The organism is Raineyella antarctica, from assembly GCF_900092135.1.
Lineage (GTDB): Bacteria > Actinomycetota > Actinomycetes > Propionibacteriales > Propionibacteriaceae > Raineyella > Raineyella antarctica.
The window spans coordinates 116,499-136,877 of sequence record NZ_FMYF01000001.1; the positions used below are offsets into that span (position 1 = coordinate 116,499).

Annotated in this window: 15 protein-coding genes and 2 tRNA genes; 13 read left to right on the forward strand and 4 right to left on the reverse strand. The window is 71.3% G+C overall.

Features of this window, described 5'->3' with window-relative positions; translation table 11 throughout:
- Nucleotide 1: 1 nt before the first annotated feature.
- From GA0111570_RS00530 to GA0111570_RS00565, 8 genes are all read left to right on the forward strand, one after another.
- Entirely contained in the window at nt 2-1,345 is a 1,344-nt protein-coding gene (locus GA0111570_RS00530; RefSeq protein ID WP_092605302.1) for a dipeptidase, read from the forward strand.
- A gap of 60 nt (nt 1,346-1,405) precedes the next feature.
- Nucleotides 1,406-5,212 (forward strand): nSTAND1 domain-containing NTPase, encoded by a 3,807-nt coding sequence (locus tag GA0111570_RS00535; RefSeq protein ID WP_139283100.1) that lies wholly within the window; start codon nt 1,406-1,408, stop codon nt 5,210-5,212.
- 35 nt (nt 5,213-5,247) lie between these two features.
- Entirely contained in the window at nt 5,248-6,510 is a 1,263-nt protein-coding gene (locus GA0111570_RS00540) for an MFS transporter (RefSeq protein ID WP_092605306.1), read from the forward strand.
- Nucleotides 6,511-6,688: 178 nt separating this feature from the next.
- Nucleotides 6,689-8,260 carry an amidophosphoribosyltransferase gene (gene purF, locus GA0111570_RS00545; RefSeq protein WP_092605308.1) on the forward strand — a complete coding sequence of 524 codons (1,572 nt, stop codon included), beginning with the start codon at nt 6,689-6,691 and terminating at the stop codon, nt 8,258-8,260.
- On the forward strand, nt 8,260-9,360 hold the full coding sequence (gene purM / locus GA0111570_RS00550; RefSeq protein ID WP_092605310.1) for a phosphoribosylformylglycinamidine cyclo-ligase: 1,101 nt from the start codon (nt 8,260-8,262) through the stop codon (nt 9,358-9,360). Before purF ends, purM begins: the two co-directional genes overlap by 1 nt.
- Before the next feature lie 144 nt (nt 9,361-9,504).
- Nucleotides 9,505-9,744, forward strand: a complete 240-nt coding sequence (locus GA0111570_RS00555) for a DUF3073 domain-containing protein (RefSeq protein ID WP_092605312.1) — start codon at nt 9,505-9,507, stop codon at nt 9,742-9,744.
- Nucleotides 9,745-9,907: 163 nt separating this feature from the next.
- Complete coding sequence (locus tag GA0111570_RS00560; protein WP_092605314.1) at nt 9,908-10,966, forward strand: alpha/beta hydrolase; 1,059 nt, start codon at nt 9,908-9,910, stop codon at nt 10,964-10,966.
- 12 nt (nt 10,967-10,978) lie between these two features.
- Nucleotides 10,979-12,286 (forward strand): NAD(P)/FAD-dependent oxidoreductase, encoded by a 1,308-nt coding sequence (locus GA0111570_RS00565; protein ID WP_092605316.1) that lies wholly within the window; start codon nt 10,979-10,981, stop codon nt 12,284-12,286.
- A 4-nt stretch (nt 12,287-12,290) separates the two neighbouring features.
- Here the strand turns inward: GA0111570_RS00565 and GA0111570_RS00570 are convergent, their stop codons facing one another.
- The 3 genes from GA0111570_RS00570 to GA0111570_RS00580 all read right to left on the reverse strand — a co-directional run bounded on the left by GA0111570_RS00570 (nt 12,291) and on the right by GA0111570_RS00580 (nt 13,444).
- Nucleotides 12,291-13,055 carry a fructosamine kinase family protein gene (locus GA0111570_RS00570; protein WP_092605318.1) on the reverse strand — a complete coding sequence of 255 codons (765 nt, stop codon included), beginning with the start codon at nt 13,053-13,055 and terminating at the stop codon, nt 12,291-12,293.
- 175 nt (nt 13,056-13,230) lie between these two features.
- Nucleotides 13,231-13,307 (reverse strand) — tRNA-Phe (locus GA0111570_RS00575).
- Nucleotides 13,308-13,370: 63 nt separating this feature from the next.
- Nucleotides 13,371-13,444: transfer RNA gene (locus tag GA0111570_RS00580), tRNA-Asp, on the reverse strand.
- Nucleotides 13,445-13,800: 356 nt separating this feature from the next.
- Between GA0111570_RS00580 and GA0111570_RS00585 the strand changes: the two genes are divergently transcribed.
- Nucleotides 13,801-14,346 carry a hypothetical protein gene (locus GA0111570_RS00585; protein WP_139283101.1) on the forward strand — a complete coding sequence of 182 codons (546 nt, stop codon included), beginning with the start codon at nt 13,801-13,803 and terminating at the stop codon, nt 14,344-14,346.
- A 70-nt stretch (nt 14,347-14,416) separates the two neighbouring features.
- On the opposite strand, the gene GA0111570_RS00590 is transcribed toward GA0111570_RS00585, so the two are convergent.
- Complete coding sequence (locus GA0111570_RS00590; protein WP_092605322.1) at nt 14,417-15,832, reverse strand: serine hydrolase domain-containing protein; 1,416 nt, start codon at nt 15,830-15,832, stop codon at nt 14,417-14,419.
- A gap of 107 nt (nt 15,833-15,939) precedes the next feature.
- Here GA0111570_RS00590 and putP point away from each other — a divergent pair, with 107 nt between their 5' ends.
- The 4 genes from putP to GA0111570_RS00610 all read left to right on the forward strand — a co-directional run bounded on the left by putP (nt 15,940) and on the right by GA0111570_RS00610 (nt 20,358).
- Nucleotides 15,940-17,439: a sodium/proline symporter PutP gene (gene putP, locus GA0111570_RS00595; RefSeq protein ID WP_092605324.1), complete on the forward strand. Its 1,500-nt coding sequence runs from the start codon at nt 15,940-15,942 to the stop codon at nt 17,437-17,439.
- Nucleotides 17,440-17,556: 117 nt separating this feature from the next.
- Nucleotides 17,557-18,069, forward strand: coding sequence for a flavodoxin domain-containing protein (locus GA0111570_RS00600; protein WP_092605326.1), 513 nt, complete (start codon nt 17,557-17,559; stop codon nt 18,067-18,069).
- A gap of 56 nt (nt 18,070-18,125) precedes the next feature.
- Nucleotides 18,126-19,820: an alpha-amylase family protein gene (locus GA0111570_RS00605; protein ID WP_092605328.1), complete on the forward strand. Its 1,695-nt coding sequence runs from the start codon at nt 18,126-18,128 to the stop codon at nt 19,818-19,820.
- 118 nt (nt 19,821-19,938) lie between these two features.
- A complete protein-coding gene (locus tag GA0111570_RS00610; protein WP_092605330.1) occupies nt 19,939-20,358 on the forward strand; it encodes a thioesterase family protein in 420 nt (139 codons plus the stop codon).
- Nucleotides 20,359-20,379: the final 21 nt, after the last annotated feature.

Below are 20,379 nucleotides of genomic sequence, written 5' to 3' on the forward strand. Positions count from 1 at the left end.
GATGGCCCCCGACGATCTCGCCGCCCGGATCGACCAGCTGCTCCCCGAGGTCCTGGCCGACCTCACCCGACTGGTGGCGATCCGGTCGATCAGCTCCGACCCGGAGCGGGCCGGGGACGTGGCGGCGAGCGCCGAGGCGGTCGCCGCCCTGCTCACCGATGCCGGTTGCCCGGACGTACGGATCGTGGCCGCGGGTGGCGCACCGGCGGTGATCGGGCGCTATCCCGCGCCGGAGGGCACCCCGACCGTCTGCCTCTACGCCCACCACGACGTCCAGCCGACCGGTGACCCTGCCGGCTGGGCCTCGGAACCGTTCACCGTCACCCGCCGCGGGGAGCGGTTGTACGGCCGGGGCGTCGTCGACGACAAGGCCGGCATCGCCGTCCACCTGGCGGCGCTGCGGGCGTTCGACGGCCGGCCCCCGGTGGGGGTCACGCTGTTCATCGAGGGGGAGGAGGAGGTCGGCTCCCCGACCTTGGGCGCGCTGCTGGAGCAGCACGCCGACGAGCTGGCCGCCGACCTGTACGTGATCGCCGACTCCGGCAACTGGGACGTCGGCGTCCCCGCCTTCACCACCACGCTGCGCGGCCTGGCCGACTGCACCGTCACCGTCCGTACGCTCGACCACGCCCTGCACTCGGGCCAGTTCGGCGGCGTGGCCCCCGACGCCCTGACCGCGCTCTGCCGGCTGGTCGCGACCCTGCACGACGAGCGCGGCAACGTCGCGATCGAGGGGCTCGTCTCCCGGCCCGGGCCTGACCTGGAGTACCCGGCCGACCGGCTGGCGGCCGAGAGCGGGGTGCTGCCCGGGGTGGACTACCTGGGTGACGGCCCGGTGACCGAGCGACTCTGGACCCGGCCGGCGGTCTCCGTGATCGGCATCGACGCGACCCCGGTCGACCGGGCCTCGAACACCCTGGCGCCCAGCGCACGGGCCAAGATCAGCCTGCGCCTGGCCCCCGGGCAGGACCCGCGGGCCGCCTTGGACGCGCTGGTGGCGCACCTGGAGTCCCACACGCCCTGGAACGCCCGGGTCGAGGTGGTCCGCGGGGAGACCGGCGCCCCCGGCGAGGCGCCGCTGGAGGGACCGTACGGGGAGGCGGCACTCACGGCGTTCGCGGCGGCGTGGGGGCGGCGCCCGGTGACCGTCGGCCAGGGCGGATCGATCCCGATGGTGGCCGACTTCCAGCAGCGCTTCCCGGCCGCGACCGTCCTGGTCACGGCGGTCTCCGACCCGGACTCGCGGATGCACGGGCTGGACGAGTCGCTGCACCTGGACGACTTCCGCCGGGCCTGTCTGGCCGAAGCGCTCCTCCTGGAGCAGATCGTCACAGCGATGTCCTAGATTGCTCCCCAGCGGGTGACCGGCGTACGCCGGTGCGTTCCCGCCGGATGGGGGAGAGCAATGCCTGCACACGTCGGCGTCAGCGGGGCTGTTGGTGGGATGGAGCCGGGGGAGACGTCCGGCGCCCTACCCCGCACCAAGCGCGGCATCGGCGAGGCACTCGCCGCGGCACGGTCCCGGGTCGGGCTGTCGTTCCGGGAGCTCGGGCGGCGCAGCAGCGTCCCGCCGGGTACCCTGCAGGGCTGGATCGGTGGCCGCTCGCTGCCCACCCCCGCGCTCCGGACCGCCTTCTTCGACGTCCTCGACCTGCTCGGCCTCAGCACGGAGCACGGCCACGACGACTGGTGGCTGGCGGTCGAGGACGCCCGGCGCGCCCCGGGCACGCCGATGGGCAATCCGTACGTGGGCCTGCGGGCCTATGCCGCCGAGGACCATGACCTGTTCTTCGGCCGGGACCGCGAGCTCGCCGAGCTGGCCGAGCGGGTCCGCCAGGCCCAGGCACACAGCGGTACGGATGCGGTGGTCGCGCTCCTCGGCCCCTCCGGTGCCGGCAAGTCGTCCCTGCTCGGCGCCGGCCTGGTCGGCCGCGCGCTGGCCCCGGGCGGGCCCCTGGACGGCTGGTTCGGGACCGCGATCACGCCGGGGGAGGACCCGGCCACCCGGATCAGGGCGGCCCTCGCGGCCCGCGCCCTGCAGGCCGACCGACCCTCCGCGGTGCTGGTCATCGACCAGTTCGAGGAGGTCTGGACCCTCGCCTCCCCAGAGCAGCGACGCGAGGCGCTGGCGTTGCTGGCCGAGGCCGTGGAGCCCGGATCGGGGCCGGACGGGACCGCCGCCTGCTGTGCGCTGGTGATCGGGATGCGCTCCGACTTCTTCGGACAGGCAGCCGAGACCGAGCTGCTGGGACCGGCCCTGGGCCACGCCATGCTGCTGCGAGGGGTCGGCCCTGAGCAGGCCCTGGAGATCATCACCGGACCGTCGGCACTGCGTGGTGTCACGGTGGATCCGGGCCTGGTGGCGCTGCTGTGGCGCGAGCTCGAGATCGGCGGGGAGGGCCCGGCGGGCGGTTCCCTGCCGCTGCTCTCCCAGGCCCTCACCGAGACCTGGGACCAGGCCGAGCAGCGTACGCTCACCATCCGGGACTACCGGGCGGTCGGCGGGGTCGCCGGCGCCATCGAGCGGGCCGCCGAACGGGCCTACCAGCAGCTGTCCGGGCCGGAGCAGGACATGGCCCGCGACCTGCTCCTCGCGCTGGTCCGGATCGACCTGGACAGGCCGGTGCGCCGGCCGCTGGAGCTGGACGTGCTGCAGTCCGACGAGGCCTGGTCCGTCGTCGAGCGGTTCACCCAGGCCCGGCTGCTGACGGTGACCGAGGACCGGGTCGGCCTGGCGCATGAGGCGCTGCTGGAGGGCTGGCCCCGGCTGGGGGCCTGGGTCGCCGACAACGTCGAGCGCCTGCGGGCGCGCGAGTACCTGGCCCGGGCCGCGGCGCTCTGGGTCGAGAACGGACGGGTGGACGACCTCCTCGTGCCCGTCGAGCGGTTCGGCCTGGACCGTCGGTCCAGCGATGACCGGGAGAGCCTGCTGTCCTCGGAGCAGCGGGACTTCGTCGCCGCCAGCCGGACCCACTTCGCGGCCCGCGAGCTGGAACTGGTCCGGACCGCCCGGACGTTGCGGCGGCGCAGCCGGGTCGCGATCGGCGCCTTCGCGGTGGCCACCGTCCTCGCGATCGTGGCCGGTGTTTCCCTGGTCGTGATGAACCACACCCGTGCCCAGGCCCTGTCCCGCCAGGCGGCGCTGTCCTCCTCCCTGGTGGCCGCGCAGGACCCGGGCCTCGCAGCCCAGATCGCGTTGGGCGCCTCGGAGCTGGCCTCCACCCAGGAGGGGAACTCGGCACTGATCAGCACCACCGGCCGGGCCCTGCCCCGGCGGGCACTGGGACCATCGGAAGCGTCCAAGCTGGCGGTCTCTGCCGATGCCGACCTGCTGGTGCAGCCCGGGCCGGACGGGGCACTTCGGTTGTGGCGGGGGCGCGCAGCGGACGGTGCAGCTGACGGCACCCCGGAGATCCTGACGCTCGACGCCGGTCATCGCAACCTGTTCGCGGGTGCGGTGACCTCGGCCGGTGGTCGCACGCTGGTCGCCGCCGGAGGCATGGGCGGGACCTGGCTGGTGGACGCCGGCACGATGCCGGCCCGGGTCATCGCCGACCTCGGTACCGGAGCGGGAACCACGTACGCCCTGGCCTTCAGCCCCGACGGGCGCACCCTCTACGCCGGTGTGCAGGACGGGTCGGTCCGGCGCTGGGACCTGACCACGCCCGGTTCGCCCCGGGAACTGGCAGCCCTGTCCACCCAGAAGGACCCCGTCCTGGCACTGGCGATCGCCCCGTCCGGGACCCGACTCGCGGCGGCGGGGGCCAAGGGGGTGTCCCGGTGGGCGCTGGACGGTGCCCACCCGAGCGTGCTCCCTGCGCTGGCCACGACCGCCGCGGCGCAGGCGGTGGCCTTCTCCCCGGACGGGCAGTGGCTGGTGGCCGGCGAGACCCGCTCGCACCAGGTGTCGCGCTGGCGGCTCCAGGGCGACACCGCGGCCTCCCAGCCACCCCTGACCGGCTTCGGCAGCTTCATCAACGACGTGCACTTCTCTCCGGACGGCACCCGGGTGGTGGTGGCGTCCTCGGACCAGACGATGCGGGAGTTCGCCCAGTCCTCCGGTACCGAGATCCGTAGCTACCCCCACCCCGCCGTGGTCAGTGCGGCTGTGTACGCCGGGGACCACGTGGTCTCCGCCGCCAGTGACGGCACCGTCCGCTGGTGGCCACAGGCCGATCCCGCCTTCGTCCACTCCGCCACCGGCCTGTACCAGGTGTCCGCCGACGCCACCGGTACCCGCCTGCTGGCCACCGTCGACCGGAACGGCTCGATCTCCGCGTGGGACCTTGCTGATCCCGCCCATCCCCGGCGACTGCCAGATCCGACCCCACCTGCCCTGCCGGCCGGCGAGGCGTACGGCGTGGTGACGGCGGTCGTGGGTGACGGATCGGCCGTCCTGGGCGGGACGAGGACCGGCGACCTGCTGGTCTGGGACCGCCGGGGCGACGCCTTCGCCCCGGCCCGGGTCATCCCGCTCGACCCCGGCCAGGACATCAGCTGGCTCGGATCATCGGCGGACGGACGGACCATCCTGGCCAGCGCGTACACCAGCAAGAAGGCCTTCGTGCTCCGCCGCGACGGTGACGCGTACGCCGTGACCGCCACGATCGACGTCGACCAGCCGCAGAGCATGGCGCTGAGTCCCGACGGACGAGTGGTGGTGATCGCCGACATCGACGCCCGCGCCGGCGTCTGGACGCTCGACGAGCGCGGGCAGGTCGCCGGTTCCTCACCGCTGTTCGCCCTCGGATCGACCGGGACCGCCGCCGTACTCAACCCCGCCGGGACGTCGGCCGCCATTGGGACCGACGACGGCCGGGTGCTCCTCTACGACCTGAGCAGACCCGCGGAGCCGCGCCAGGTGGCCGCCCAGGACACCGCCCTCGGCGCCATCTACGGCATGTCCGTCAGCACGGACGGCCGGTACCTGGCCGCAGGCGCAGGCGACAAGCGGATCTGGGTCTGGCAGTGGCAGTCCGACGCCCTGGTCCCGTTCGCCCGGGTCGACGCCGCCCTGGACCGGGTCAACGACGTGAGGTTCGTCGACGGCGGACGGCGCCTCGTCGGGGTGGGGGCGAACGGGACGGGCGCGTCCTGGGACATCGACCTGGCCCGGGCCCGGCAGACCGTCTGCGAGGGCCGCGGTGCGCCGCTCAGCGCAGCGGAATGGGCGGCCCGGCTGGTCGGTGCCCGGCCCCGAAACCTTTGCTGAGGCCGGTCGACCGGAGCGGCGGCTAGGGTGACCGGGTGCCCCACGTCCCCTACCGCCGCCTGGTCGAGCTCTCGGGACGGCCCTTCCTGGTGGTCGGGTTCCTGTCCCGGCTTCCGGCCTCGATGGGGCAGATGGGCACCCTCACCCTGGTCTCCCAGACCGCCGGGTCGTACGCCGCCGGTGGTCTGGCGGCCGGTGTGCTCGGCGTGTCGACTGCCCTCGGCAGCCCGGTCTTCGGGGCGCTGACCGACCGCTACGGGCAGCGCCGCATCGTGCTGCTGCAGGGCCTGGCCAGCAGTCTGGGCTTCGTCGGGCTCGTACTGGCGGCCCGGTCCGGGGCGGTCGGGCTGCTGCTCGTGGCCGCCGCCGTGGCCGGCTTCTTCGTCCCGCAGGTCGGCGTGATGGCCCGCGTCCGGTGGCGAGCCCTCGTCCACCGCCCCCCGGTCCACGATCCATCGGACCACCGCCCCCAGGACCACAGCCACCAGCGTCGCGCCGAGTCGCCGGAGTCCGTGCTGTCCACCGCCTACGCGTACGAGAGCATCGTCGACGAATTGGGCTTCGTGCTCGGGCCCGCCCTCGTCGGGATCATGGTGGCGGTCGGGGACCCCTCGGTGGCGGTGCTGTCGGTGTGCGCCCTGCTGCTGGTCTTCGGCAGCGCGTTCGCAATGCACCCCACGGGGGCGATCGTGCCCCGGGGCGGGGCCGGACGCCGCGGTCCCCGGGGGCCGGCCGGCGGCCTGGTGATGGTGTCGGTGGCGATGTTCGCCCTGGGCTGCCTCTTCGGCTCCCTGCAGACCGCCACGACGTCCTTCGCCGGCGAACGAGGGGACCCCGGACTGGCCGGCCTGCTCTACGCCCTCAGCGGGATCGGCTCGGCTCTCGCGGGCTACGGCGTCCCACGGCTGCCGGCGGGCTGGGGACTGCTGGCGAGGCTGCGGCTCTTCGCGCTGTTGATGCTGCCGCTCAGCCTGCCGCTGGTCCTGGCGCCCACCCTGGTTGGCTACGGCGCCGGACTGCTGGTGCTGGGCACCTGCATGGCCCCGTACATGATCACCTGCTTCACCCTGGTCGAACGCGTCGTACGTCCCGAGCAGCTCGGGGCGGCCACCTCGCTGCTGCCCGCAACGGTCAACATCGGCTATGCCGTCGCCGCCTCGGTGGCCGGCGCCGCCTCCGACGCCTCCGGCACCGGCGGCGCCCTGGCCACTGTCATCGGCGCGATCGTGCTGATGAACGCGGTGGCCTGGATCGGCGGCCTGTTGGTTCGACACCTGGTCCGACCGGCGACCGGCTGAGGTACCGCGGCCGGCGACAGGCGGCTCACCGATCGTCGCGACCCACTGACGAGCGGCCGGCCGGCGACCTGCGACCGGCACGGGGGATCTCGGCACGATCCCTGCCAGCGCACGGGATGGGGCCACCCGCTGGTCGCCCAGGAGGCGTGTTTGGGCACGTGCTGTTAGTCTGGCAGACGTGCCACGTCCCGATGGCCGGCTGACAGCCGAGCTCGACCCCCAGGAGAAGCCGCAGGACGAGTGCGGAGTGTTCGGCGTCTGGGCGCCGGGCGAAGATGTCTCCAAACTCACCTATTACGGCCTGTATGCGCTGCAACACCGCGGCCAGGAGTCGGCGGGGATCGCCGTCTCGAACGGCTCGCAGATCATGGTGTTCAAGGACATGGGGCTGGTGTCCCAGGTGTTCGACGAGGGCACGCTGAGCTCCCTGCAGGGTGATCTCGCCATCGGCCACGCCCGCTACTCCACCACCGGGGCGAGTGTGTGGAACAACGCGCAGCCGACCTTCCGGGCGAGCACCAACTACGGCATCACGTTGGGCCACAACGGCAACCTCACCAACACCGACCAGTTGGAGGCATGGCTGCACGAGCGCCGTCCGGCCGAGGAGGTGCCGCACAAGAACTCGATGGACTCCACCAACGACACCTCCATCGTCACCGCACTGATCGCCACGTACGACGACCTCCCGCTGGGCCAGGCTGCGCTGCAGGTCCTGCCGCACCTTCGGGGCGCGTTCTCGCTGGTGTTCATGGACGAGAAGACCCTGTACGCCGCCCGCGACCCGCAGGGCATCCGCCCGCTCTGCCTGGGCCGGCTCGAGCGCGGCTGGGTGGTCGCCTCGGAGACCTGCGCCCTCGACATCGTCGGCGCCTCGTTCGTCCGGGAGATCGAGCCGGGGGAGTGCATCGCGATCGACTCCAACGGGCTGCGCTCCAAGCGCTTCGCCGACGTCGACCGCAAGGGCTGCGTCTTCGAGTACGTCTACGTCGCCCGCCCGGACTCCACCATCTACGGCCGGTCGGTGCACGAGGCTCGCGTCGAGGTCGGCCGCGCCCTGGCCCGTGAGCACCCGGTCGAGGCCGACCTGGTGATGCCGGTGCCGGCGTCCGGTGTCCCGGCGGCGATCGGGTACGCCCAGGAGTCCGGTATCCGCTATGCCGAGGGCCTGGTCAAGAACAACTACGTGGGCCGGACGTTCATCCAACCGTCCCAGACGATCCGCCAGCTCGGCATCCGGCTGAAGCTGAACCCGTTGCGTCATGTGATCGAGGGCAAGCGGCTCGTCGTCGTGGACGACTCGATCGTCCGCGGCAACACCCAGCGGGCCCTGATCCGGATGCTCCGGGAGGCCGGGGCGGCCGAGGTGCACGTCCGGATCTCCTCCCCGCCGGTGCGCTGGCCCTGTTTCTACGGCATCGACTTCTCCACCCGCGCCGAGCTGATCGCCTCCGGGCTGGCCGTGGAGGACATCTGCCGCTCGATCGGTGCCGACACGCTCGGCTACGTGAGCCTGGACGGTCTGGTCGCCGCGACCGAGCGGCCCAAGGAAAGCCTCTGCCGGGCCTGCTTCGACGGGGTCTACCCGATCGAGCCGCCGCCACATGCGCTCGAGCTGTTCGGCCAGGACTTCGGGGTCTCCCCGAACCAGCCGCCGCTGCTGATCGATCCCGACGACGTGCACCACACGTTCACCACCGACCCGGCCCTGCACGGCGTGCAGCTCGCCGACGACCGACCGGAGGCCTGATGAGCCAGGAGCCGACCCAGAGCGACGTCATCGAGACGTCGGCCCCCAGCGCGTACGCCGCCGCCGGCGTCGACATCGAGGCGGGGGACCGTGCCGTGGAACTGATGAAGGGCTCGGTCGCGGCGACGCACCGCCCTGAGGTCCTCGGCGGGCTGGGCGGGTTCGCGGGCTTCTTCGACGCCTCGGCGCTGGCCGGCTATCGTCGCCCGGTGCTGGCCACCTCCACCGACGGCGTCGGCACCAAGGTTGCGATCGCCCAGGCGATGGACCGGCACGACACGATCGGCCAGGACCTGATCGGCATGCTCGTCGACGACCTGGTCGTCGTCGGCGCCGAGCCGCTGTTCGTCACCGACTACATCTCCTGCGGGAAGGTCGTGCCCGAGCGGATCGCCGCGATCGTCCGGGGCATCGCCAAGGGTTGTGAGATCGCCGGCGCGGCACTGCTGGGCGGCGAGACCGCCGAGCACCCCGGCCTGCTCGCCCCCGACGAGTACGACATCGCGGGTGCCACCACCGGCGTGGTGGAGTACGACCGGATCCTCGGTGCCGACCGGGTACGACCCGGTGACGTCGCGGTCGCGATGCGCGCCTCCGGCCTGCACTCCAACGGCTACTCACTGGTCCGCCACGTGCTGCTCGAGCGGGCCGGCTGGGCCCTGGACCGCGAGGTCCCCGAGCTGGGCGGCGCACTCGGTGACGAGCTGCTCGTCCCGACCAGGATCTACGCCAAGGACTGCCTGGCCCTCGCAGACGCCACCGAGGTGCATGCGATGAGCCACATCACCGGCGGCGGACTGGCCAACAACCTCGCCCGCGTGGTGCCGCGACACCTGACCGTCCGGATCGACCGGGGCAGCTGGACCCCGCAGCCGATCTTCTCGCTGGTGCAGCAGGTCGGTGGCATCAGCCAGGCAGATATCGAGGCGACGCTGAACATGGGCGTCGGCATGATCGCCCTGATGCCGGCCGCCTCGGTGGAGGCCGCACTGGCCTCGCTGGCTCGCAGCGGCGTCGAGGCGTGGGTCTGTGGGGACGTCCGCGACGCCGGTCCCGACGATGGCGGTCGCGTCCTGATGGAGGGCCGACACGCCGGATAGGTCGTCTGGTCGCATCGTTGAGCAGTGACCGGGGGAGGACTTTGATTCGTCCCCGGCCTCGGGTAGCCTGTGTCTCACGACAGTTACCAGATAAATGCCGCGGCCTAGCCGCAGGCGCTACCAGATGCGAGGGGGTCGACCCATATGGGGCGCGGCCGTGCGAAGGCAAAGCAGACCAAGGTTGCTCGTGAGTTGAAGTACCGTCCGATTGACACGGACTTCTCCTCGCTGGAGCGTGAACTCCGAGGAGGCGATTCCTATCGGAACGACTTCAGGAGTGACTCCCACGACGAGGAGGACGTCCCCGACGCGTACGCGGACCTCGCCGCTCGTTACAACGCCGACGACGATGACGGGTACGGCGGAATGCGCGCCTCCGGCTGATCCTCGCCGGCCCCACGTTCGCCGTTGAGGCGTTCCGGCTTTCCTGATGGCACCAGCGGTGTGCGACCTGGTCGTATGCCGCTGGTGTCTCCATGGGTGCTGGTCTCTCCATGGGTTGAGCCGGACCCTGTTCACCCGGTGGGGCGGTCGCTAGCCTGACGGGGTGAGCTCCATCGCCTGGCGTCCCGACATCCTGGACGGTTTCTCCTGCACCGATCTTCCGTTGCCGGTGGAGCTGCTGGACCCCACGGAGACCTCGACGTCGATCGGTGCCGTCCTCGTCCGCCGGGACCGGGCCCGACCGGTGCCGGACTGGGCGGCCCCACCACAGGGCCCCATCCAGGAGGCCTCCGGTGGGTGGTCCACCGGGGAGGGTCCGACGGCGGGGACCTCGCGGCGACCGGCGGTGCTCTACGTGCACGGCTGGAGCGACTACTTCTTCCAGAAGCACCTGGGTGACTTCTGGGCAGGGCTCGGCCACGACTTCTACGCGGTCGACCTGCGTCGGTACGGTCGCGCGCTGCGGCAGGGGCAGCTCCTCGGCTACATCACCGACCTCGCTGACTACTCCCGGGAGATCGACGCAGCCGTCGCGGTGATGCATGCCGACGGCCACGACGAGCTCGTGCTGATGGCCCACTCCACCGGCGGCCTCACCGGGGCGCTGTACGCGGACACCCACCCGGGCGTCTTCTCCGCCGTCGTACTCAACTCGCCCTGGCTGGCGCTCAGCGGCAACACCGTGCTCAGCCAGATGGTCTCGCTGCTCGTCGCCGGCGCGGGCAAGATGGCCCCCACGGCGGTGATCCGGATGTCCGACCCGGGCTTCTACCGGCGCTCCGTACTGAAGGCCGAGGGCGGCGAGTGGAACTTCGACCCGTCGTGGAAGTCCTCCCCCCAGGCCCAGATCCGGCTCGGCTGGGGCCGTGCCATCGTCCGCGGCCACGAACGTGTCGCGGCCGGCCTGCACATCGACGCGCCCGTCCTGGTGCTGTGCTCCCAGCGCTCCTACGCCGGCACGACCTGGGCGGAGGAGATGACCCGAGCCGACATCGTCCTGGACGCCTCCGCGATCGCCCACCGGGCGGTCGACCTGGGGCGCCTGGTGACCGTGGCGCGGATCACCGATGGCCTGCACGACCTGGCCCTCTCACCTGAGCCCGTGCGGCGAGAGTTCTTCAGGACGGTTGGGACGTGGGTGGCCTCCTACTGTGGCCTGTGACACGATGAAGGAGTGAATCAAGGGCCTCATGTCGTTGTTGTCGGTGCCGGCTTCGCGGGCATCCAGACCGCCAGGAAACTGGCCGATCTGGGTTGTCGCGTCACCTTGGTCGACAAGCATCCGTACAACACGTTCCAGCCGTTGCTGTACCAGGTGGCCACCGGAGGGCTGAACCCCGGCGACGTCACGTACTCGCTGCGAAACTTCGCCGGCAAGCACCACGGCGTACGTTTCACCTGCGGGACGGTCACCCGGGTCGATCCCGACACGCGTACCGTCCAGCTCGAGGACGGGCGCGAGCTGCAGTACGACTACCTGACCATCGGCGTCGGCGTCACGGCGAACTTCTTCGGCCTCCCCGGGGTGCAGGAGCACGCGCTGCCGATGTACACCCGCGCGCAGGCGATCGCCAGCCGCGACGCGGTGTTCGGCCAGCTGGAGCACTACGCCGCGCTGTCGGAGGAGGAGCGCCGGGAGGACCTCAACATCGTGGTGGTCGGCGGCGGCGCCACCGGCGTGGAGATGGCCGGCTCGCTGGCCGAGATGCGCTCGACCGGTGTCCCGAACATGTACCCCGAGCTGGACCGCAAGAAGATCAAGGTCCACCTGATCGAGGCCGGACCGGTGCTGCTGGCCCCCTTCAGCCATCGGCTGCAGGAGTACACCTACGACGAGATGGTCAAGCGCGACGTCGACGTACGCCTCAACACCTCGGTCGCCGAGATCAGCGACGGCCGGGTCGCCCTGAAGGGCGGCGACGAGATCGAGAGCGACATCGTGATCTGGGCCGCCGGCGTCGGTGCGTACGGGTGGATCAGGGAACTGGGCTTCGAGCAGGGTCGCGGTGGCCGCATCGTCGTCGACAACATGCTGCGGGTGAAGGGCCACGAGCGGATCTTCGCCGCGGGCGACTGCTCGATCATCGAGGACCAGCCGCTGCCGCAGCTGGCCCAGCCGGCCATGCAGATGGGCGTGCACATTGCCGAGCAGATCGCCGCCCACGCGCGCGGGGAGCAGCTGAGCGCGTTCGAGTACTGGGACAAGGGCACGATGGCGACGATCGGCCGCAACGCCGCGGTCGCCGAGATCGCGGTGCCGGGCCGCAGCAAGGCGCTCGACTTCACCGGCTTCATCGCCTGGCTGATGTGGGTCGGCGTGCACCTGTTCATGCTGCTGGGCGGGCGCAACCGTGTCGGCGCGATGATCAACCTGGGCTTCCGCTACATCGCCTGGGGATCGAACACCTGGAACATCGTCGGCGACCTGAAGTCCCCGGGCCGCGCCCGGCGGATGGCCGTCGAGAGCGAGCAGGAGCGCTAGGACCTCAGAGGTACCGCTCGGCGGCGCGGACGGCCTGCGTGCCGTACGCCGCCGAGTGGGTGACCGAGTGCACCAGCAGCGGGTAGAGCTGGTGCAGCGGGACCAGTCCCCGCCAGCCGGGCTCGAGGCGGGCGCTCTCGGCGTACGCGTCCAGGATGGCCTCGATGTGCGGGGCACCGAACAGGGACAGCATGGCCAGGTCGGTCAGGCCGTGGCCGCCGTGCGCGGACGGGTCGATCATCACCACGCCCTTCGGGGACCACAGGATGTTCCCGGCCCACAGGTCGCCGTGGATCCGGGCAGGCGGGCGGCCGTCGTCGAACACGCCGTCGGCGATCCGGCTGGCGATCCGCTCGATCGTCCGCAGCCCGGAGGTATCCAGGTTACCCACCGAGTGGGCGGCCTGGGCGTACGGCAGCAGCCGCTGCTCGGCGTAGAAGACGCCCCAGCTCTCCTCGGGGACCAGCGACATCTCCTGGGCGCCGATGTACCCGTCGCCTTCCCAGCCGTCCGGGCCCTGGCCGAAGGCGGCCGCGCCGGCGGCGTGGGTCCGGGCCAGGGCATGGCCGAAGGCCTCGGCAGCAGCCAGTGAGGGGCGGGCGTTGACGACGTTGTCGAGGATGATCCTGCCCTCCTCGACCGAGCGCACCCGGACGACCTGGGCAGCGCCGGCGCCGGCTGCCGCGAGCCACCGCAGACCGGCTGCCTCGACCTCGAAGTAACCCTCCGGGGCGGTCCGGGATTCCTTGGTGAACGTTTCGTGCGCCATGGTCGGATTCTAGTCGGAGAATCCGTCATCTCCTACACGCCCCGTAGTCCGGATGTGCGCCGGAGCCGGCGCTCGGGTGGCATTGGAGCGGCGTGCTGGAGACGTGGCTCGGGCGTCTTCGAGGGAGGGGTGCGCAGGCAAGCAAGAAGGGCCGCACCGTGGTGCGACCCTCTCGTGGTGGCCAGGACCGGGATCGAACCGGTGACCTTTCACTTTTCAGGCGAACGCTGCTACCAGCTGAGCTACCTGGCCAGAAGGCGAAGCCTCCAATACAAAAACGGTGACACGAGCGACTCGTTCGTCTCACCGTCCTCGCGACCCCGACGGGACTCGAACCCGCGACCTCCGCCGTGACAGGGCGGCGCGCTAACCAACTGCGCTACGGGGCCAATCAGTCTCCGGGAACCAGTTCCTGAGTGACCTTGCCGCCGTTTCCGGCAGCTCGAGAACTATAACGCACCTCGGATCCAAATGTGAAATCGGGGGGTCCGGAGGCCGTCCGAGGGTCCCCGATCCACGCAACGACGACGATCGGGCGGTCCCGGTGGTCGTTCCACATCCCGAGCAGGGGCGTCGGGGCACCCCCTTCGGGCACGTCAGGATGCCCGCCCGGATGACCCCCGGGTACCTTCCCGGATGCCGGGACCGGACCGCACGTTGCACGGTCCGGTCCTCGGCCCGGTATCGTCGTCCCCACAGCATGACGCGCGCCTCTCGGCGGCAGAGGGAGAACGGATCGATGACGATGACCGGATCTTGGATCTACACCCAAGGAGCGCCCAGCGGTCGGTGGGCGAACATCTCCCTGCTAGGGATCGATGACGCGGGTGGTATGCCCACCGCCGAGTGGAACAACCTGACCACCGGCTCCGGCCTCCTGCTGTTCCCCGACGGGAAGTGGAACCAGGGTGGCCGCTTCCACCTGTTCTACAAGTCGGCCGGTGGCCAGGGCGCTCCCCAGGTCGACGTCCTGCTCGACCCGGCGGTCCCCACCTACCCGGCCAGCCCCACGGCCTGGCAGGGCGTCTTCCGACGCTGCGTCGACTACGTCAACCAGCTGGTGGACGGCGAGGTCGTCGTCCTGGAGGAGTTCGCCCAGAAGTGGCGTACCGAGGTCGATGCCCGTGAGGCCGCCGAGGCCGAGGCGCTGGCGGCCCTGGAGCAGCCCAACCTGGAGGACACCGTCCGCCGGGCCGCGGAGAGCGCCAAGGCGCGCCTCAACGACATCCGTACCCGTCGCGTGGAGGAGCGCCAGGCGCGCGAGTCCGCCGTGGGCATCTCCGCCGAGTGACCAGAGGCCCTCGGGCCACGTACGCCGCAGCGGCCCCGACCACCGATGGGTGGCCGGGGCCGCTGCGCGTTCAGCGCCAGGCGTCCCCGGGGGCCTCGCCCGGGACGTCGGTGCCCGGCTCGTACGGCAGCCGGGTGAAGTGGAAGGTCGCGATGTCGATCGCGTACGGGGTCTGGAAGGCCCCCGGCGCGTCGAGCGCGGACGGCTCGTGGTCGGCACGGGTCAGCGGGCGCAGTTCCTCCCCGACCCAGTAGTCGCCCTCGACACCGATCCACCGCCCGTCCCGGTCACGCTCGAACGTGGTGGTGCGCCGGCCGGCCCCGAGCGGGGCCAGGGAGAGCCGGACCCGCTGGTCCGGCGACGCGGCGGTCAGGGCGGTGAGCACGTACGGGTTGGGCCCCCAGTACCAGGTCCCGCACAGCGGCGTGAGCTCGGCCTGGTCCGGGTGCGGGTGCCAGGGACGGACGGGGGCGGGCTCGGTCGCCGCGAGCAGGGCCAGCAGCTCGGCCCCGGCCCCGACGGCATGGGTGGCCGACGAGCACAGGGCAGCGACGTCGCCGGCCCCCGGGTCGCAGCGCAGTTCGGCGGTGAAGCCGGGGACCGAGCCGCCGTGGCCCCACTGGCGCTGGCCCGCGATGTTCCAGACCTGCAGGCCCAGGCCCTGTGCGGCGGTCCAGCCGGCGCCGGGGGAGTCGGCCAGGGCCCGCGGCTCGTGCATCTGGGCGGCCAGGTCGGCGGGCAGCAGGTCCGGTCCGCCCGCCGGCAGACCCAGGGTCCAGGACCCGAGCCGGACCAGGTCGCCGGGGGTGGACCACAGTTCCCCGGCCGGCCCCATCGCGCGCTGGTCGGGGGTGGGCTCGGGATGCCAGGCATCGGCGTACGGGTGCACCGCCACCCCGACCGCGCAGTCCTCGTCGGCCGACCGCCCGGTGCCGGCCATGCCCAGCGGCTCCAGGACCCGGCGCGCCACGACCCGGTCCCAGGGCTCCCCGTCGAGCACCTCCAGCAGGTGGCCCAGCACGGCGTACCCGGTGTTGGAGTAGTGGTGGCGCCGGCCCGGGGCGGTCAGCAGCGGGGGGACCGCCGCGACCAGCTCAGCCCAGGTAGGGCCCGGGGAGCGCTCCCACCACGGGCCGGAGGGCTCGGCCGAGAGCCCGGCGGTGTGGCACAGGTACTCGGCCACGGAGGCGGCGGGGGAGGGGGCGTCCGGCAGGACGTCGCCCAGCGGCGCCTCCAGCCCGATCCGCCCCTCGGCGACCAATTGCAGTACGCCGATCGCCACCACAGGCTTGGTGATCGAGCCGATCTTGTACCGGGTCCGGGCGGTGGCCGGCGAGCCACCGGGGGCGGCGACGCCGACCGAACCGGTCCACACCGTCTGTCCGCCGCGGGCGATCGCTGCCGACAACGAGGGCACCCGGGCGGCACGCTGGGTGCGGAGCAACCAGTCGTCGAGGATTCGTACGGTGCCGGACTGCAGGCTCATGCAACGACGGTAGTCCCGACCGACCTCGCATATGCGTCGGTCAGTCCCGATCGGGATAATCTGTGGCGCGCAGCGTACGACAACAGGTCGTACGCGGGAGGAGAGCCATGACCGACCAGAACTGGCAGATGCTGTCGATGGTCATCTACCTGGTGGCGATGGTGATGATCGGTTTCGTCGCCAACCGCCGGACCGAGGACCTGGACGACTACATGCTCGGCGGGCGCCGACTCGGCCCGCTGGTGTCGGCCCTCTCGGCCGGCGCGGCCGACATGTCCGGCTGGCTGCTGATGGGCCTGCCCGGTGCCGTCTACCTGCACGGCCTGATCGAGGGCTGGATCGCCGTCGGGCTGACCATCGGGGCGTGGACGAACTGGAAGGTCGTCGCGCCGCGGCTGCGCTCCTACACCCAGGTCTCCGGCGACTCGATCACCATCCCCTCGTTCCTCGGCTCGAGGCTGCGGGACCGGACGCACCTGCTGCGACTGGTCGCCGGCGCGGTGATCCTGGTGTTCTTCACCTTCTACGTCTCCTCCGGCATGGTCTCGGGCGGCACCTTCTTCGAGGCGTCCTTCGGGGTGAACTACTACACCGGGATGCTCGTCGTCGCCGGGGTGACGGTGCTCTACACCCTGGTCGGCGGCTTCCTGGCGGTGTCCTGGACCGACGTGGTGCAGGGCATGATGATGGTGGTCGCCCTGGTGCTGCTGCCGATCGTGGGCATCATCCACCTCGGCGGTCCGGGCCGGATGGTCGACGCGATCACGGCGATCGACCCCAACCTGTTCAGCATGGTCCAGGGCGGTACCGTCATCGGCGTCATCTCCGCCCTCGCCTGGGGCCTGGGCTACTTCGGCCAGCCGCACATCCTGGTCCGCTTCATGGCGCTGACCTCCCCGAAGGAGGCCACCAATGCCCGCCGGATCGGCATCGGCTGGATGGTGCTGTCCTGCCTCGGGGCGGTGGCGACAGCCCTGGTCGGCATCGCCGTCTACCAGCACGATGCCGGCCGGCTGGCCAACCCGGAGGGCGTCTTCATCTCGCTGGGCCAGCTGCTGTTCCACCCGCTGGTCGCCGGCTTCATGCTGGCAGCGATCCTGGCCGCCATCATGTCGACCATCTCCTCCCAGCTGCTGGTCACCTCCTCGGCCCTGGTCGAGGACATCTACTTCGCGTTCTACAAGCGCCAGCTCAGCCCGGGCGCCGGGGTCTGGCTGGGCCGGGCCGGCGTGCTGGTGGTCTCGCTGGTCGCGGCCCTGCTCGCCTGGCAGCGCTCCGACACCATTCTCGGGCTGGTCGCCTTCGCGTGGGCCGGCTTCGGGGCGGGCTTCGGCCCGACCATCATCCTGTCGCTGTTCTGGCGCCGGCTGTCCGCCGCCGGCGCCGGGGCGGGCATGGTCGCCGGTGTCGTCACGGTCTTCGCCTGGAAGGCCCTGTCGGTCAACGGCGGCATCTTCGGGCTGTACGAGATCCTGCCGGGCTTCGTGCTCAACCTGGTCGTGGCGATCGCCGTGTCCCTGGCCACCTACCGTCCCGACGTGGAGATCGAGGCGGAGTTCGACGAGGCGGCCGAGATGGCCCGGGGCGAGGTGCCAGTGCTCCAGTGACCCTTGTCGGCGTCGGGCGGTCAGGGGGACAGGGGTGATGTGCCCGATCGTCGGGCTTCGCGGTCGCGCCTACGGTGGGGGCGTACGCATCGGACGACCGCGCTCGCAGGAGGATGCATGACGAGGATGTTGGTGGCCTTCGCCACGAAGGGCGGCACCACCCAGACGATCGCCGAGCGGATCGGCGCCCGCCTGACCGAGGCCGGGCACCAGGTCACCGTCGTCGCGGTCCAGGACAACCCGGACCCCGCGGCGTACGAGGCGGTGGTGGTCGGCTCCGGGGTCCTGAACGGCAGCGTCTACCCGGCCGGCGGGGAGTGGGTGATCGCCCGCCAGGGGCACTTGCTGGGTCGGCCGGTCGGGGTGTTCGCCGTCTGCCTGAGCGCCCTCTCCGAGGACCCCGAGGCGAGGGCGGCCGCCCTCGCCTACCCGGACCAGCTCGCGGCGGTGCTCCCCGAGCCGCCGTTCGCCAGCATCGTGTTCCCCGGCACGTACGACCCGGGGTCGCGGACCTGGTGGGAGCGGATCGTGGCGCGCCTGAACAACGCCCCGAAGGGGGACTTCCGGGACTGGGACAAGGTCGACGCCTGGGCACGCGAGCTGGCCGACCGGCTGGCCGTCCAGCGCTGACCACGAGGCGCCGGGGAACCCTTGTCCTGTCTCGGCCCAACCGGTAGACATGTGACGTGCGTACGACCGAGACCTCTGACCTGTGGTGGAAGACGGCGGTCATCTACTGCCTGGACGTGAAGACCTTCATGGACGGCGACGACAACGGCATCGGCGACTTCGACGGGGTCGCCAGCCGGATCGACTACCTCAACGAGTTGGGGGTGACGTGCCTGTGGTTGATGCCGTTCTATCCCAACGGCGGTCGCGACGACGGCTACGACATCACCGACTTCTACGCGGTCGATCCGGCTCTCGGGTCCTTCGGTGACCTGGTCGAACTGGTGCGGACGGCCAAGGACCGGGGGATGCGGGTGATCGCAGACCTGGTGGTCAACCACACCTCAGACCGGCATCCGTGGTTCCGGGCGTCCCGTTCGTCCACCACCAACCCGTACCGGGACTTCTACGTCTGGCGTGACACCGAGCCTCCGGACACCTCCGACCAGGTCGTCTTCCCAGACCAGGAGGACTCGATCTGGCAGCTGGACGAGAAGACCGGTGAGTGGTACCTGCACAACTTCTACCGGCAGCAACCCGACCTGAACATCGCCAACCCGAAGGTCCAGGACGAGATCGCCAAGATCATCGGATTCTGGATGGAGCTGGGCCTCGACGGCTTCCGGGTGGACGCCGTCCCGTTCCTGATCGAGACGAAGGGCATCAGGAAGGCGGACACCCAGGGGTACGGGGACCCGCACGAGCACCTCCGGGCGCTCAAGGCCTTCATGTCCCGGCGCCGGGGCGACACCATCCTGCTGGGCGAGGTGAACCTTCCGTACAAGGACCAGGTCGCCTTCTTCGGCGGGACCGACGGTGACGAGCTCACCATGATGTTCGACTTCCCGCTGATGCAGCAGCTGTACCTGTCCCTCGCCCGCCGGGACGCCGGACCGGTGGCCGACTGCCTGCGCAAACGACCGGTCATCCAGCCGCACACCCAGTACGCCAACTTCGTCCGCAACCATGACGAGCTCACCCTCGACAAGCTCACCGACGAGGAGCGCCAGGAGGTGTTCGACGCCTTCGGTCCCGAGCCGGAGATGCAGCTCTACGGACGAGGCCTCCGCCGCCGGCTCCCCCCGATGCTGAACGGTGATCCCCGGCGGCTCAAGATGGTCTACTCCCTGCTCTTCGCCCTCCCCGGCACCCCGGCGCTCTTCTACGGCGAGGAGATCGGCATGGGCGAGAACCTCGAGGTGCCGGGCCGGATGGCCGTACGGACGCCGATGCAGTGGACCTCGGGGAAGAACGCGGGCTTCTCGCGGACCCAGCCGTCCCGGCTCGTCGCGCCGATCGTCGAGGGGCCGTACGGACCCGCGCACATCAACGCCGCGAGCCAGCGCAAGGATCCCGAGTCCCTGCTCTCCTTCATCACCCTGCTGGCCGGCCGCTACCGCGAGTGTCCCGAGCTGGGCATGGGCAGGTACGAGGTGCTGGACCACGACGCGCCCTCCGTGCTCGTCCACCGCTGCACCTGGGAACAACTGGACGGCGACGTCGCCAGCACCGTGCTGGTGCACAACCTGGGGCCGGAGGCGACGGAGATCACCGTCACCCTGGAGGGCGTCGACGGGGGGACCGACATCGTCGACCTCTTCTCCGACCTCGAGCTCAGCACGGAGAGCAGGGGCAGGCTGACCGTGCCGGTGGAGGGCTACGGCCACCACTGGTTGCGGATCCACGGGCCGAACGACCGTCGCCTGCGCTGAGCCGATGAGCCAGAAGCCGATGAACCAGAAGCCGATGAACCAGAAGCCGACGAACCGGAAGCCGATGAACGCAGAAGCCGATGAACCAGAAGCCGATGAACGCAGAAGGAGCCCGACGATGAAGCCAGGACTTGCCCCCGGACAGACGGCCACCGTGTCGGTCGAGGTGGACGATTCACTCACCGTCCCGGCGGTCTCGGCGAAGTACCCAGGGTTTGCCGAGATGCCTCGCGTCTTCGCGACCGCCTACATGGTGGGCCTCGCCGAGTGCGCCGCGATGGGCGCCCTCGCCGACTTCCTCGAGCCGAACGAATCCAGCGTGGGCACCGACGTCCGCTTCGACCACACCGCCGCCACCCCGGTCGGGATGACCGTGACGGCGACCGCCGAGGTGACCGGGGTGGAGGGCCGGATGGTGAGCTTCCACGTGGTCCTGCGGGACGACGACGGGCAGATCGGTGAGGGTACGCACCAGCGCGCGATCATCGACAAGGCCAGGTTCGAGGCGAGGGTCGCCGCGAAGGCCGCGCGCGACTGACGGTGCTGGACCATGCTGGAC

Bases quoted from the DNA above. Each gene is read 5' to 3' on its own strand.
- GA0111570_RS00530 (WP_092605302.1), top strand. From the start codon at position 2: ATGGCCCCCGACGATCTCGCCGCCCGGATCGACCAGCTGCTCCCCGAG.
- GA0111570_RS00535 (WP_139283100.1), top strand. From the start codon at position 1,406: ATGCCTGCACACGTCGGCGTCAGCGGGGCTGTTGGTGGGATGGAGCCG.
- purM (WP_092605310.1), top strand. From the start codon at position 8,260: ATGAGCCAGGAGCCGACCCAGAGCGACGTCATCGAGACGTCGGCCCCC.
- GA0111570_RS00555 (WP_092605312.1), top strand. From the start codon at position 9,505: ATGGGGCGCGGCCGTGCGAAGGCAAAGCAGACCAAGGTTGCTCGTGAG.
- GA0111570_RS00570 (WP_092605318.1), bottom strand. From the start codon at position 13,055: ATGGCGCACGAAACGTTCACCAAGGAATCCCGGACCGCCCCGGAGGGT.
- GA0111570_RS00585 (WP_139283101.1), top strand. From the start codon at position 13,801: ATGACCGGATCTTGGATCTACACCCAAGGAGCGCCCAGCGGTCGGTGG.
- GA0111570_RS00590 (WP_092605322.1), bottom strand. From the start codon at position 15,832: ATGAGCCTGCAGTCCGGCACCGTACGAATCCTCGACGACTGGTTGCTC.
- putP (WP_092605324.1), top strand. From the start codon at position 15,940: ATGACCGACCAGAACTGGCAGATGCTGTCGATGGTCATCTACCTGGTG.
- GA0111570_RS00600 (WP_092605326.1), top strand. From the start codon at position 17,557: ATGACGAGGATGTTGGTGGCCTTCGCCACGAAGGGCGGCACCACCCAG.
- GA0111570_RS00610 (WP_092605330.1), top strand. From the start codon at position 19,939: ATGAAGCCAGGACTTGCCCCCGGACAGACGGCCACCGTGTCGGTCGAG.